The sequence below is a fragment of the Xanthobacter dioxanivorans genome, from assembly GCF_016807805.1.
Lineage (GTDB): Bacteria > Pseudomonadota > Alphaproteobacteria > Rhizobiales > Xanthobacteraceae > Xanthobacter > Xanthobacter dioxanivorans.
Window position 1 is genome coordinate 5,321,852 of record NZ_CP063362.1, and the last position, 13,233, is coordinate 5,335,084.

General features: G+C 70.4%; 14 protein-coding genes and 1 pseudogene. 10 read left to right on the forward strand and 5 right to left on the reverse strand.

Annotation, left to right across the window (positions count from 1 at the left end; genetic code table 11):
- Window positions 1-45 precede the first annotated feature (45 nt).
- The 3 genes from aroQ to EZH22_RS24925 all read right to left on the reverse strand — a co-directional run bounded on the left by aroQ (window position 46) and on the right by EZH22_RS24925 (window position 2,862).
- Window positions 46-486: a type II 3-dehydroquinate dehydratase gene (aroQ, locus tag EZH22_RS24915; RefSeq protein WP_203193063.1), complete on the reverse strand. Its 441-nt coding sequence runs from the start codon at window positions 484-486 to the stop codon at window positions 46-48.
- Window positions 487-612: 126 nt separating this feature from the next.
- Window positions 613-1,476, reverse strand: a complete 864-nt coding sequence (locus EZH22_RS24920) for a glycosyltransferase family 2 protein (protein WP_203193064.1) — start codon at window positions 1,474-1,476, stop codon at window positions 613-615.
- Window positions 1,477-1,578: 102 nt separating this feature from the next.
- Window positions 1,579-2,862 (reverse strand): glycosyltransferase family 9 protein, encoded by a 1,284-nt coding sequence (locus EZH22_RS24925; protein WP_203193065.1) that lies wholly within the window; start codon window positions 2,860-2,862, stop codon window positions 1,579-1,581.
- A gap of 138 nt (window positions 2,863-3,000) precedes the next feature.
- Between EZH22_RS24925 and EZH22_RS24930 the strand changes: the two genes are divergently transcribed.
- Both EZH22_RS24930 and EZH22_RS24935 read left to right on the forward strand, forming a co-directional pair.
- Complete coding sequence (locus tag EZH22_RS24930; RefSeq protein ID WP_203193066.1) at window positions 3,001-4,308, forward strand: hypothetical protein; 1,308 nt, start codon at window positions 3,001-3,003, stop codon at window positions 4,306-4,308.
- On the forward strand, window positions 4,305-4,895 hold the full coding sequence (locus EZH22_RS24935; protein ID WP_203193067.1) for a protein-S-isoprenylcysteine O-methyltransferase: 591 nt from the start codon (window positions 4,305-4,307) through the stop codon (window positions 4,893-4,895). Before EZH22_RS24930 ends, EZH22_RS24935 begins: the two co-directional genes overlap by 4 nt.
- A gap of 165 nt (window positions 4,896-5,060) precedes the next feature.
- Here EZH22_RS24935 and EZH22_RS24940 read toward each other — a convergent pair whose 3' ends face one another.
- Window positions 5,061-5,354, reverse strand: a complete 294-nt coding sequence (locus EZH22_RS24940; protein WP_203193068.1) for an exodeoxyribonuclease VII small subunit — start codon at window positions 5,352-5,354, stop codon at window positions 5,061-5,063.
- A 128-nt stretch (window positions 5,355-5,482) separates the two neighbouring features.
- Between EZH22_RS24940 and EZH22_RS24945 the strand changes: the two genes are divergently transcribed.
- Both EZH22_RS24945 and hisG read left to right on the forward strand, forming a co-directional pair.
- Window positions 5,483-6,658, forward strand: a complete 1,176-nt coding sequence (locus tag EZH22_RS24945; RefSeq protein WP_203193069.1) for an ATP phosphoribosyltransferase regulatory subunit — start codon at window positions 5,483-5,485, stop codon at window positions 6,656-6,658.
- Window positions 6,655-7,629: an ATP phosphoribosyltransferase gene (hisG, locus tag EZH22_RS24950; protein ID WP_203193070.1), complete on the forward strand. Its 975-nt coding sequence runs from the start codon at window positions 6,655-6,657 to the stop codon at window positions 7,627-7,629. The genes EZH22_RS24945 and hisG overlap by 4 nt, the downstream gene beginning before the upstream one ends.
- Window positions 7,630-7,707: 78 nt before the next feature.
- Here hisG and EZH22_RS24955 read toward each other — a convergent pair whose 3' ends face one another.
- Window positions 7,708-8,022 carry a hypothetical protein gene (locus tag EZH22_RS24955; protein WP_203193073.1) on the reverse strand — a complete coding sequence of 105 codons (315 nt, stop codon included), beginning with the start codon at window positions 8,020-8,022 and terminating at the stop codon, window positions 7,708-7,710.
- Between the two features lie 137 nt (window positions 8,023-8,159).
- Here EZH22_RS24955 and EZH22_RS24960 point away from each other — a divergent pair, with 137 nt between their 5' ends.
- The 6 genes and pseudogenes from EZH22_RS24960 to EZH22_RS24975 all read left to right on the forward strand — a co-directional run bounded on the left by EZH22_RS24960 (window position 8,160) and on the right by EZH22_RS24975 (window position 13,214).
- Window positions 8,160-9,002: a sulfite exporter TauE/SafE family protein gene (locus tag EZH22_RS24960; protein ID WP_231711135.1), complete on the forward strand. Its 843-nt coding sequence runs from the start codon at window positions 8,160-8,162 to the stop codon at window positions 9,000-9,002.
- A 216-nt stretch (window positions 9,003-9,218) separates the two neighbouring features.
- Window positions 9,219-10,007 (forward strand): sulfite exporter TauE/SafE family protein, encoded by a 789-nt coding sequence (locus EZH22_RS24965; RefSeq protein WP_203193076.1) that lies wholly within the window; start codon window positions 9,219-9,221, stop codon window positions 10,005-10,007.
- Window positions 10,008-10,123: 116 nt separating this feature from the next.
- Window positions 10,124-10,642 (forward strand): annotated as a pseudogene (pepN, locus tag EZH22_RS32685) (aminopeptidase N); the annotation flags it as partial.
- 271 nt (window positions 10,643-10,913) lie between these two features.
- Window positions 10,914-11,588: a M1 family aminopeptidase gene (locus EZH22_RS32040; RefSeq protein WP_231711577.1), complete on the forward strand. Its 675-nt coding sequence runs from the start codon at window positions 10,914-10,916 to the stop codon at window positions 11,586-11,588.
- Window positions 11,582-12,751 carry a DUF3458 domain-containing protein gene (locus tag EZH22_RS32045; protein WP_231711136.1) on the forward strand — a complete coding sequence of 390 codons (1,170 nt, stop codon included), beginning with the start codon at window positions 11,582-11,584 and terminating at the stop codon, window positions 12,749-12,751. Before EZH22_RS32040 ends, EZH22_RS32045 begins: the two co-directional genes overlap by 7 nt.
- A gap of 181 nt (window positions 12,752-12,932) precedes the next feature.
- A complete protein-coding gene (locus EZH22_RS24975) occupies window positions 12,933-13,214 on the forward strand; it encodes a hypothetical protein (protein WP_203193077.1) in 282 nt (93 codons plus the stop codon).
- The last annotated feature ends 19 nt before the right edge of the window (window positions 13,215-13,233 follow it).

Consider the following 13,233-nt stretch of genomic DNA (forward strand, 5'->3'; position numbering starts at 1 on the left):
CGCACGAGGGCTGTTCGAGATGGTGCGTCACGGCACTTTAATATTTCACGGCGCGGGCGGCAGGCCGGCGAGGGCGTGAAGCCCCAGCACGTAGCTCTGCGGCCCGAAACCGCAGATCACCCCGCGCGCCACCGGGGACAGATAGGAGTGGTGGCGAAAGGCTTCCCGCGCGAACACGTTGGACAGGTGCACCTCGATGGTGGGCACCCCTACCGCCGCCACCGCGTCGCGCACGGCGACGGAGGTGTGGGTGTAGGCCGCTGCATTCAGCACGATCCCCCTTGCGCCGCGCGCCTGCTGGATGAAATCCACCAGCGCGCCTTCCGAATTGGTCTGGCGGAAGACGATCTCGAAGCCGAGCGCCGTCCCCTCCGCACGGCACAGCGCCTCCACGTCGGCGAGGGTCGCCGCACCGTAGATGCCCGGCTCGCGGGTGCCGAGGAGGTTGAGGTTCGGCCCGTTCAGGACGTGGACGGTATCGGACATCCGTAACAGATCTGCCGCCGGCACCCTTCGGCCGGGTCGCTGCCTTATAGGGGTGCGCGGGCCGCAAGGAAAGAGCGGGCCGTCATCACGGCGTCGTATCCACCACCACGCCGTGGAAATTCTGCTTCAGGGCAGGTTCGCCGGGATGTTGCGCCGGGGTCCGTCGAGGCAGCCCGCGGCCTTGCCGGCACGGATGGCGAAACGGTGGAGGTCGAAGCAGGCCAGGGCCAGCAGGCAGCCCGCACCGAGGACGGCCAGCCGTCCGGCCCGACTGATGGTGCGGTGATACTTCTGCCGCACGTAGAGCTCCGAGTGCATCTTAGCGCGGTTGACGCGGAAGGTCTGGGCGAAGGACGGCTTGCTGGAGCGCCCGCCCGCATGCACCACCCGCGCCGCTGTCACCACCACGATGGGGATCTTCCGCTCCAGCGCCCGCAGGGAGAGGTCGTCGTCCTCGTGGTAGAGGAAGATGGCCTCGTCGAAGCCGCCGAGGCCAAGGAAGGCCTCGCGCGCCACCAGAAAAGCGGCCCCGTGCACGAAGCGGGTGCAATAGTCGCCGGCGATCTCTTCCGGCACGAGGCGGGCGCGGCGCGGCACCTTCTCGAAGATGCTGCCCTCCTTGCGCATCAATCGCCCGTTCTCCCCGGTGATGGCCGGCATGAGGATGGCCGGGCCGCCATAGCGCCGGGCCGCCTCCACCAGCCGGTCCACGGCATCGGGGGCGAGCTCCGCGTCCGGATTGAGGAACAGGACGAAGGGTGTCCGCGCCCGCCGCGCGCCCACATTGCAGGCGGTGCCGAAGCCGGCATTGGCGGGCATCTCGAAGATTTCGGCCGGGCGGGCCAGCGCCGCGCGCCATGCGGTGCCATCGGGCGAGGCGTTGTCGACGATGATCACGGCGTAGTCGTCGGGAACCGAGGCGACCGCGCGGCCGATCACCGCGCCGCTGTTGTAGGTCACGAACACCACGGTGACGACGGGAACGGACACGGCAACCTCGACACCACGGGACGTCGCATCCGGGACGTCGGTTCCAGGATTTGCGGCCCGGCCAGACAGGCTGTTACCGGGGCGAACCCGGACCGGCGACCGCTACAGCCGCCCTGATGCGGGGCAGCGGGCCAGCGCGGGGGTTTCCTGCGCCAGCTCTTCGGCAAAGGCAAGGCCGGCGCCCTCCGGCCGGGCCAGAGCCGCCAGGGCCGGGTGCCGCCCCACCCGCGCCAGGGCCGCGAGCACGTCGTCCGGCTGCAGCGCGGTCATGCAGCGCCGCTCGAAGGGGCACAGGTCGGCCGATGGCAGGAAGCAGGGCGCGCATGCCGTCTGCGCCCGCAGCACTTCCGTGGCCGGGCCGATGGGCGCCCACACGCGCGCCTCGGCGAAGCCGGAAAACAGCACCACGCAAGGCACCCCGAGCGCCGACGCCATGTGCGCCGGGCCCGAATCGAGCCCGACGAGCGCCTTGGCTTCGCGCAACACGGCGGGGACTTCCGCCAGGGTCAGCCCTCCGGTGAGGTCCAGCATCCGATTCCCCGGCAGGGTATCGGCAAGCGTGGCGAGGCCCGCGTCCTCCCCGGCGCGCCCCAGGAGCACCAGACCGAACGGCGTTCGCGCCAGAAGCGCCTGCGCCAGCTCCTGCCAAGCCGGCACCGGCCAGCGTTTGATGGGCAGGCGCGAGCCGACGGCGAGCACCACATAACCATGCGGAAAGCGGGCCGGGGCGGTTGCCGGCGGCGGCATGCAACCCAGCGCCCCGCCATAGCCGTGGCGCGCCGCGCGGAAAAGGCTCGACAAAGCCTCCGCGAGCAGCACGAGCCGCGTCGTCGCATCCACCGGCGACAGCAGCCCGGAGGCTCGGGCCGAGGCTTCCATCTCGGGCAGGGCGATGTCGAGGGCGAAGGGCCGGGACAGGCTCGCGAAGCCGACGCGGACCTGCGCCGCGATTCCCCACAGGAGAATGCGCGTGTCGTCGTCGTGCCGCAGGTCCACGGCGATGTCATAGGCCGGCAGCCCCAGCCGCCGCATCTCGTCCACGTCGTCGGCATCGGCACGCCGCGGAGTGCGGTCCTGGGCGCCGAAGAAATCGTAGGCGTGCACGGCGTCGAACAGACCCGTGGAGCGGGCGAGCTCCACATTGTAGGGGCCGCACAGGAGATCGAGGCGGGAGGCGGGAAAGGCCGCGCGCAGCCGTTCGCAGGCCGGCAGCGCGGTAATGAGGTCGCCGATATGGTCGAGCTTGAGCACCAGGATGGAGGGGGCCTCGGTGAGCCCCCGCAGCTTCCGGCCGGCGTCCTCGAAGGTGGCCGGCGCGAAGGGGCCGCCCTCGACGGGTCTCTTTTTTCGCCTGCGACGCCGAAACAGATCCGCGAGCCTGACCATCCCTCCCCCACGGCTGTACGCTACCTTTCGTAACGACATAACCAAGCGGCAGCAAGGGGAACGCCCTCACGATCAAGGCCGGGGATGCAGGAACGCCGCGGCTGGTCACGCCGCCGCTTCTTCGCTAGAAGGCGCCGCATGCGGGAGGCCCCAAACACGCGTGTCAGCCGGCGCCACGTCTTCTTCGTGGCCGGATACGATCCGATGACGGTGGACGGCCACCTTCGCATCTTCCTGCGCGAGCTGAAGCGCTTCGGCGCGGTCTGGAACGTCGCGACGCAAGGCCTGGACGCAGCGCCTCTGCCCACCCCCACCGGCGCCCTGTGGCGCAGCACGGCCCAGGCGCCCGGCTGGCGCACGCAGACGACGTTCGAGGTCCTCGCCTGGGACGACCTCGCCCGGGCCGACATGCGGCGGCCGCGGCGCTCCCACCTCAGGGGATCGGTGCGGGCGCTGGCGGACATGGCGGCGAGCGGCACCATCGCCGGCTATTTCCGCACCAGCCGGCGCTACGGCCTGTTCTTCCTCTTCACCTACCTGCTGCTTGCCGCCCTCTGGGGGCTCGGGCTGGCGGCCGGCATCGCCGCGGGGCGGCTGGCGGCGCCCCACCTGGGGACGGTGGCGGCCATTTTGATCGGCGCGGCGGTCGCGGCCGGGGCCGGGCTGCTGCTGATGCGCTGGCCCGGCCGCAGGTTCCGCCTCAAGCAGTCCCTCGACCTCGCGGAATTCTCCGTGGACTTCGTGCGCGGGCGCCACCCCCAGGTGGACGCGCGCATCGGCGCCTTCGCCGACCGGCTCCGCGCGGTGGAGCAGGCCGCCGCGTCGGAAGGGATGGACGAGATCGTCGTCGCCGGCCACAGCCTCGGCGCCATGCATGCGGTGAGCGCGGTGGCGGCGGCGTTGAAGGCGGACCCGGATTTCGGCTCGCGGGTCCGGGTGCGCATCCTGACCCTCGGCAGCACCACGGCGAAATTCGCCCTCCACCCCGCCGGCGAGCGCCTGAGGGCCGCGGCGGCGGAGGTGGCCGCCCGGCCGCGCATCGGCTGGCTGGAGGTGCAGTCGCGCGACGACATCGTCTCGTTCTACAAGGTGAACCCGGTCACCCTCGGTCCCGCCGCGTTCGCCGAGCCGTTGCTGCCGGCGGGCGACTTCTCCGCCCGGCCGCTGCTGCGGCAGGTGGCGGTGCGCGACATGGTTTCCCCCGCCACCTACTGGCGCTTCCGCCTCGACGTGATGCGCGTCCACTGCCAGTGCTTCCTCGCCAGCGACATCCGCGCCACCCACGACTTCTACGCCTATGTCTGCGGCCCGCTCGCCTTCGACGTGGTGGCCGCGCACACCAACGGGCTGCGCGCCTATACCGAGCCAGACGGAACCCTGCGCCCCCTCGTCGTCGACGAGACCGGGCGCATCCTGCCCCTTCCAGCCTCCGAAAGCCCTCCATGAGCCTCGTCACCTTCGCCAAGATCGCCTGGGCGGTGGGCGTCGCCGCCTGGTACGTCCTGCGCATCCCGTTCGAGCGCAAGGCCAAGCGCCAGGGCGTGGCCGATGCCCGCCACCGCACGGCGCGGGAGATCATCCTCCTGTCCATCTCGACGCTCGGGCTCGGCGTGGTGCCCGCCGTCTACGCCGCCACCTCCTTCCCGCGCTTCGCCTCCTACCCGCCGTCCCTGGCGCAGGTGGCGGCGGGGGTGCTGGTCTTCGCCGCGGCGCTGTGGCTGTTCTGGCGCACCCATCGCCAGCTGGGGCGCTATTGGTCGGTGACGCTGGAGATCAAGGACAAGCACCAGCTCATTACCACCGGCGTCTACGAGAAGGTGCGCCACCCCATGTATTCCGCCTTCTTCCTGTGGGCGCTGGCGCAGGTGCTGCTGCTGCCGAACCTCATCGCCGGCCCGGCCGGGCTCATCGGCTTCGGCACGCTGTTCTTTTTCCGCGTTGGGCGGGAGGAACAGATGATGCGCGAGGCCTTCGGCGCGCAGTACGAGGCCTATGAGAAGCGCACCAAGCGCATCATCCCCGGCATCTATTGAGGGCGCGGAACGAAGCGGGAAAGGCGGGCCCGCGCCGATTCGGTCACGCTGCGTTCGCGGGACGTCCACGGGGCGGGCGAGGAATGTCCCGGAATGGGACAATGGCCTCCTTCGGCCCGGACATGCCGTATCGGCCCCTCACCGGCCGTGGAAGGGCGAAGACCCCTACCCTTCCGGGTCCAGCGGAGCGGTGCCGGTGGGGCGGCCGTCGGCGTCGCGGGTGATGGTCTCCACCCGCGCCTCCGCCGCCTTCAGCAGCGTCTCGCACCGCTTCTTGAGGGCCTCGCCCCGCTCATAGATGGCGATGGACTCCTCCAGCGGGACGTTGCCCTTCTCGAGGCTGGTGACGATGGCCTCGAGTTCGGCCAGCGCCGCCTCGAAGCTCAGCGCGTCCACGCCCGCTCCCGCGGCGGGCACGGCCTTGCCCTTGCCTGCACTGCCCTGGTTCGCCTCGGCCATGGCCGCCTCCGCTGATTCTGCCCGGTCCACCATAGACGAGCGGTCGCGGGGTCAGAAAGCCGCCGGGGTGGCCCCCGCGCCCGCCCTTTGGTAGAAGCCGGCGAGCTTTCACGGAAAACACCGATCCCATGTTCCCCGCGGCGTCCGCGCCAATTGAGCCCCGCGACCCATCCAGCCTCGAAGACGCGCTCCTCGCCGCCTTCGACGCGGCCGGCTTCGCGCGCATCCATCCGCCCATCCTCCAGCCTGCGGACGTGTTCCTCGACCTTTCGGGGGAATCCATCCGGCGCCGCATGTACCTGACGGCGGATGCCGAGGGCCGCGAGCTGTGCCTGAGGCCCGACCTCACCATCCCCGTCGCCCGCGCCGTCATCGCGGGCGGGATGCGGATGCCGGCACGCGTCAGCTATCTTGGTCCGGTGTTCCGCTTTCGCGGCGAAGGCTCGGGCGAGTTCCGGCAGGCGGGCGTCGAATCCTTCGGCCGCACCGACATCGAGGCGGCGGACGCCGAGATCGTCGCCCTCGGGCTCAATGCCTGCGCGCTCTACGGCCTGCCCCAGCCGCAGATCCGGCTCGGCGACGTGGGCCTGTTCGCGGCCCTGCTGGAGGCGCTGCCTCTGGCCCCGGCCCTGCGCCGCCGGCTGCTCAAGGATTTCGGCCAGGGCCGGCTCGACGCCGACCTCGGCCGCCTGCGGGATCGCCCGCAGGAAGGCGCTTCCGCCCATGCCGGCGTCCTCGCCGCCCTCGCCGGGGCCGACCCGGCGGCGGCGCGGGCGCTGATCACCGACCTGCTCTCCATCGCCGGCATCTCCACCGTGGGCGGGCGCACCGTCTCCGAGATCGCCGAGCGCTTCCTTGAGCAATCCTCGCTGGAAGCCGGCGCGGGCCTGTCCGCCGAGACCGCGCAGATCCTTTCCCGCTACCTCTCCATCTCCGGCACGCCGGACGACGCCTCCGCCCGCATGCGCGCGCTGACGGCGGAGGCCGGCATCGACATTTCCGCCGCCCTCGACGTGTTCGACCGGCGCAGTGGCTTTCTCACCGCCTATGCGGTGAACCTTGCCGACGTGCGCTTCTCCACGGCCTTCGGCCGGCCGCTCGACTATTACAGCGGCATGGTGTTCGAGCTGCACGACCCCAAGGCGAGCATCTCCGACCGCACCGCCGGGCCGCTGGTGGCGGGCGGGCGCTACGACAAGCTGCTGTCGCGCCTCGGCGCCGAGCACTGCGTGCCGGGCGTCGGCCTCGCCGCATGGGTGGAGCGCCTCGCCGCCCTCGATCTTTCAGCGGAGGCCGCCCGATGACGAGCCCGCTCATCCTTGCCGTGCCGTCCAAGGGGCGGCTGCAGGAGAATGTCCACGCCTTCTTCGGCCGCGCCGGCATGCCGCTGACGCAGGCCCGGGGCGCGCGCGAATATCGCGGCGCGCTGGGCGGCGTGGACAATGTGGAGGTGGCCTACCTCTCCGCCTCGGAGATCGCCGCCGCGCTGGCCGCCGGCGCCGCCCATATGGGCGTCACCGGCGAGGACCTGGTGCGCGAGAACATCCTGGAGGCGGACAGCCGCGTGGCGCTGCTGGAGAAGCTGGGCTTCGGCCATGCCAATGTGGTGGTGGCGGTGCCGCAGGCCTGGATCGACGTGCGCACCATGGACGACCTCGACGACGTGGCGAGCCATTTCCACGGCCGCACCGGCCGCCGCATTCGCGTGGCGACGAAATACGTCAACCTCACGCGCGGCTTCTTCGCCCGCCATGGCATCGTCGACTACCGCATCGTCGAGAGCGCCGGCGCCACCGAGGGCACCCCCGCCTCCGGCTCGGCGGAGCTCATCGTCGACATCACCACCACCGGCGCGACGCTGGCCGCCAACGCGCTGAAGGTGGTGGACGACGGGATCATCCTGAAGTCCGAGGCGAACCTCGTCGCCTCGCTGACCGCCAGCTGGAGCGCCGGGGCCCTTTCGGCCGCGCGGGCCATGTTCGACCGGCTGGGCGCGGAAAAGCGCGCCCGCACCATGCGCGAGGTGCGCACCCGCTTCGCCAGCTGCGATGCGTCGCTGGTGGACCAGGCCGTGGCGCGCTACCGCTGCGTCGCGCCCTTCGGCGGACCGACCTCGTCGGGCATGCTCACCCTGCACTGCCCGCCCGACACCCTGCACGGCCTCGCCACCTTCCTGCGCGAGGGCGGGGCCAGCATGGTGACGGTGGGGCCGATCGAATACGTGTTCGCCGCCGACAATCCGCTGTTCGAGGCCCTGGAAGCCCGGCTCGGCTGACCGCCGCCCGTCCGGCGCATGGAGGCACCGCCGGCCGCGCGGACCGGCGGTGCCTCCATGTGCGATCGGCGGACGCGCTCAGTTGTTGCCGATGCCGCGGTCACCCTGCTGCAGGAACAACTGGTCGCCCTGCGACAGCGCGGGGCCATTGTCCTGCCGGATGCGGGCGAAGGCGGAGCTGCGGGCCTGGCTCGCGGCGTAGGCGAGACCCTGATGACCCGAGGAAGCCGCCGCTTCGGCCGCGGTGTCGGCGGCCTCGCGCGAAGGCTCGTCCGCCGCCCGCACGGCGCCGGTGGCGAGAAGGGTGGTGGCCAGCACGACGGCACCAAAAGTCAGCTTGCGCATTTTCATCTCCATGTGTTGCGGCGCAATCAGCGCCGCTCCGATGGACATGGAGCTATTCATCGGACCACCGCCGGATAAGGGCCCTTTTCCGCAACAGTGCGGTGCAAAATTCGGGACAATTAGGTCAGCACTCCATCCCCAAAAACCGGCGGCGACGCTGATACCCCCGCTAAGATGCCGTGTTCGTGGGGGGATTCGTCATGCTGCCGTCCGAGCCGGTCACACCGCTATCACCCGCCCGCCTGCTCGGCGGCTTCGGCTCCGGCGCCGCCATCGGCATTGTCGGCGGCCTGATCGGCCTCGGCGGGGCGGAGATCCGCCTGCCGGTGCTCATCGCCTTCGGCTTCGACGCGCTGCCGGCGGTGATCCTCAACCGTGCCCTGAGCCTCGTGGTGGTGGCCTCGGCGCTGCCCTTCAGGGCCGAGGCCGTGCCGTATGCGGACGTGGCGGCGCATGGGCCCATCATCCTCACCATGCTGGCGGGCAGCCTCGCCGGCGCCTTCGCCGGCGCCACCTATGCCACCCGCTTCGCTTCGCGCACCCTGTTCCGCGCCATCGCGGTGCTGCTCCTCGTCACCGCGGTGCTGCTCGTCGCCGGCGGCGATCCCGAGTTGAGGCACATGCCCGTCGATGGAACCGTGCGCGTCGTGGCGGGGGTGGCCGCGGGCTTCGCCATCGGCCTCGCCGTGGCCATGATGGGCGTGGCCGGCGGCGAACTCCTGGTGCCGACGCTGGTGCTGCTGTTCTCCCTGCCGGTGAAGCTCGCCGGCAGCGTCGCCCTCGTCATCGCCCTGCCGACCATCCTCGTCGGCTTCGCCCGCTTCGGCCGCGACAACACCATCGGGGTCATCCGCGACAACGCGCCCTTTCTCGGCGTGATGGTGGCGGGGTCGATCACCGGCACCTTCATCGGCGGGCAGTTGCTCGGCATCCTGCCGTCGGTGGTGCTCTTGCCCCTGCTCGGCCTCATCCTCGTCGCCTCGGCGGTGAAGATCTGGCGGCACAGCACCCGGCAGGACCACGCCTGAGCCCCGGCGCGGACACGCCCTGCGCAAGCGATATCCAGCCGGACACCTCAAGCAACGCAGGTCGCCCCAAAAGATATATTCTTATATATACAACACTTCATTCACACGATCACCGAGTGAATTTGCATATTCGAGAAAGATGATCAAATAAATCTGGACGCGCCACCGGGTTTCTGGAAAGTGTGGCACCCAGCTTCACTTTTGATCGTCCAGGCCATGAAGGTGACATCGCGCCCGCCCATCGCCTTTTCAGCCGGCGGCGTCATCGGCACGCTCGGGGGCCTCATCGGCCTCGGCGGCGCGGAATTCCGCCTGCCGGTGCTCATCTCGGTCTTCGGTTTCAAGGCCCTCGACGCCGTCATCGTCAACAAGGCAGTGAGCCTCGTGGTGGTGGCCTTCGCCCTGCCGTTCCGCGCCAGCGTGGTGCCGTTCGCCGATGTGGCCGCCCATTGGGGCATCATCGCCAACCTGCTGGCCGGCAGCCTGTTCGGCGCCTGGGCCGGCGCCGGGCTCGCCGTCCGGCTCTCCTCCGGGGTCCTGTACCGGGTCATCGCGCTCCTGCTCGGCACGATCGCCGTGGTGCTGGCCTTCGGCCATGGGGCGGCCCCGGCCGAGGCGCTACTAACCGGCTGGCCGCAGCTGGCGGCGGGCGTGGCCGCGGGCTTCGCCATCGGGATCTTCGCGTCCGTCCTCGGCGTCGCCGGCGGAGAGCTGCTGATTCCCACTTTGATCCTGCTCTTCGGCATGGACGTGAAGCTCGCCGGCAGCCTCTCGCTCGCCATCAGCCTGCCCACCATGCTGGTGGGCTTCGCCCGCTACAGCCGCGACCGCAGCTTCGCGGTGCTGGGGCACAATCGCGGCTTCCTGCTGGCCATGGGGCTCGGCTCCATCGCCGGAGCGTTCGTGGGCAGCCGCCTCCTGGGGATCATCCCCACGGGCGTCCTGCTGCCGCTGCTCGCCGGCCTGCTCGCCCTCTCGGCGATAAAAGTCTGGCGTCACGGCTGAGCGCCGGCGGGCCCCGCGCTTTCCTCCGCCGCGATCGCGCTCTAGTCTTCCGCCGGACCCGACAGATGAGCGATGCGCCGGCTCGTGCCTCCCGAGCCCGCGCCAGGAGCGTTGACATGCGTGATGCCGAGCCGCACCCGATCCGCCTTGCCGATTACCGCCCGCCGGACTGGCTTGTGGAACGGGTGGACCTCGACTTCGCGCTCCACCCCTCCCAGACCCGCGTCACCGCCCGCCTCGCCCTGAAGCGCAACCCGCTCGGCGCTGACGACGCGCCGGTGGTGCTCGACGGCGATGGCCTCACGCTGGTGCGCCTCGCCGTGGACGGCCGTCCGCTGGCCGGGCCGAGCTTCGAGGCGACGCCGGACAAGCTCACCCTGGCCCATCCCCCGGCGGACGCCTTCACGCTGGAAATCGAGACGCTGGTGGACCCCACCGCCAACACCCAGCTCATGGGCCTCTATCGCACCTCGGGCAATTACTGCACCCAGTGCGAGCCGGAGGGCTTCCGCCGCATCACCTATTATCCCGACCGGCCGGACGTGCTCTCCATCTTCACCACTCGCATCGAGGCCGGCAAGGACGAGGCGCCGATCCTGCTCGGCAACGGCAACCGTGTCGAAAGCGGCGACATTCCCGGCACCGGCCGGCACTTTGCCGTGTGGCACGACCCCTGGCCGAAGCCCTCTTACCTGTTCGCCCTGGTGGGCGGGCGGCTGGCCAAGGTGGCGGACAGCTTCGTCACCGTCTCGGGCCGGCGGGTGGAGCTTGGCATCTATGTGGAAGAAGGCAAGCAGGCTCGGGCCGGCTACGCCATGGACGCGCTGAAGCGCTCCATGCGCTGGGACGAGGAAGCGTTCGGCCGCGAATACGACCTCGACGTGTTCAACATCGTCGCCGTCTCCGATTTCAACATGGGGCCATGGAGAACAAGGGCCTCAACGTCTTCAACGACAAGTATGTGCTGGCGACCCCCGAGACCGCCACCGACGCCGACTATTCCGGCATCGAGGGGTGATCGCCCACGAATATTTCCACAACTGGACCGGCAACCGCATCACCTGCCGCGACTGGTTCCAGCTGTGCCTGAAGGAGGGCCTCACCGTCTTCCGCGACCAGGAATTCTCCTCCGACCAACGCTCGCGGCCGGTGAAGCGCATCGCCGACGTGCGCATGCTCAAGGCGGCCCAGTTCACCGAGGATTCCGGCCCCCTCGCCCATCCGGTCCGACCGGAAACCTATCGCGAGATCAATAACTTCTACACCGCCACCGTGTACGAGAAGGGCGCGGAGGTGGTCCGCATGCTGAAAACCCTGCTCGGCGAGGCGGGCTTTCGCGCCGGCATGGACCTTTACTTCCAGCGCCACGACGGCGAGGCGGCCACCATCGAGGATTTCGTCGCCGCCTTCGCCGACGCCACCGGGCGCGACCTCTCCCAGTTCGCCCTGTGGTACGCCCAGTCGGGCACGCCGCTCCTCACCGCGCACGGCACCTATGACGCCGCCGCCGGCACCTACCGGCTCGACGTGACCCAGTCGGTTCCCCCCACCCCGGGCAGGGCGACAAGAAGCCCATGCTGATCCCGCTGGCCCTCGGCCTCGTGGGGCCGGACGGGCGCGACCAGCCGCTGATGCTTGGCAACATCCCGGTGGAGCACGGGGTCATCGAGGTGAAGGAGGCGCAGCAGAGCTTCGTGTTCACCGGCCTCGACGCGCGGCCCGTGCCTTCGCTCAACCGCGGCTTCTCGGCGCCGGTGAACCTGGCGAGCGACCTCACCGAGGCCGACCGCGTTTTCCTTGCCGCCCATGACGCCGACCCCTTCAACCGCTTCGACGCGCTCCAGCGCATCGCCCTCGAGCAACTGAAGGCGGGGGCGCGCTCCGGCACGCTGCCGGCGCCGGACGCGCTCGTCACCGCCGCCGGGGCCATCCTTGCCGATGCCGGCCTCGACCCCGCCTTCAAGGCCCAGGCGCTGGCCCTGCCCGGCGAGGGTGAAGTGGCGCGCGAGCTTGCCAGCGACGTGAACCCCGACGCCGTCTACGCCGCCCGCAAGGGGCTGCGCGTCGCCCTCGGCACGGCGCTGGCCGACGCATTCGCGACGGCCTATGGCGCCGAAGCGGCGAGCGGCCCGTTCTCGCCCGACGCGGCCTCCGCCGGCCGGCGCGCGCTGCGCAATCTCAGCCTCGACTACCTCGCCGTCACCGGTTCGGCGGATGGCATCGCTCGCGCCAAGGCCCAGTTCGAGAGCGCCGACAACATGACGGACCGCCTCACCGCCCTCGCCGTGCTCGCCCAGCACGACGTTCCCGAGCGCGAGGCGGCGCTCGGCGCCTTCTACAACCGCTTCGAGCGCGACGCCCTCGTCATCGACAAATGGTTCACGCTGCAGGCGCAGATCGCCTCCGCCGGGACCCTGGACCGGGTGAAGGACCTGATGCTGCACCCAGCCTTCTCCCTGGCGAATCCGAATCGCGTGCGCGCCCTCATCGGCGCCTTCGCCGCCGCCAACCCCACCCAGTTCAACCGTGCCGATGGGGAAGGTCACGCTTTCGTGGCGGACGTTGTGCTCACCCTCGACAGCAAGAATCCGCAGGTCGCCGCCCGTCTCCTCGCCTCGTTCAAGACCTTCCGTCAGCTAGAACCGGTGCGTCGCAGCAATGCCGAGCGTGCCCTTCGCCGCATCGCGGAAACACCGGGCCTGTCGCCGGACGTGGCCGACATCGCCACCCGCTCGCTGGCGTAGCGACGCATCCGCCTGCGCGCCGGCCCGCTTTCGTCCAGGGGCTGGCGCGCAGGGGCGCCTCGATTACATCGGAAAATGGGATAAAAAGATGCGAAACTGGCGTATTATCCCAGAGACGAGGGAGGCTTAGCTTCCCCTCCATCGAAAGCAGCGCCATCGCTGCCATTCAATGGAGACCATCATGCGTTATCTGACCCTCGGCGCCATCGCCCTTGCCGCCACCCTCGGCGTGTCCGGCCTCGCCCGGGCCGCCGACGACCTCTCCCGCGAGGAAGCCGATGCCCAGGCGGAAGCGGCGGTTCAGTCGCCCTATGAGCAGGCGGGGCACGCCCTCGGCTATTCCGAGAGCCGCTGGCAGGGCCATCCGCTCGCCACCTCCCGCGCCCACGCCGCCGCGAACGCGCAGCTGTCGGCCGATTCCGAGTTCCTGCGCCTCGGCGACCGTGGCATCGGCGGCGAGTGATGGTCGTCGCCTGCGGCCG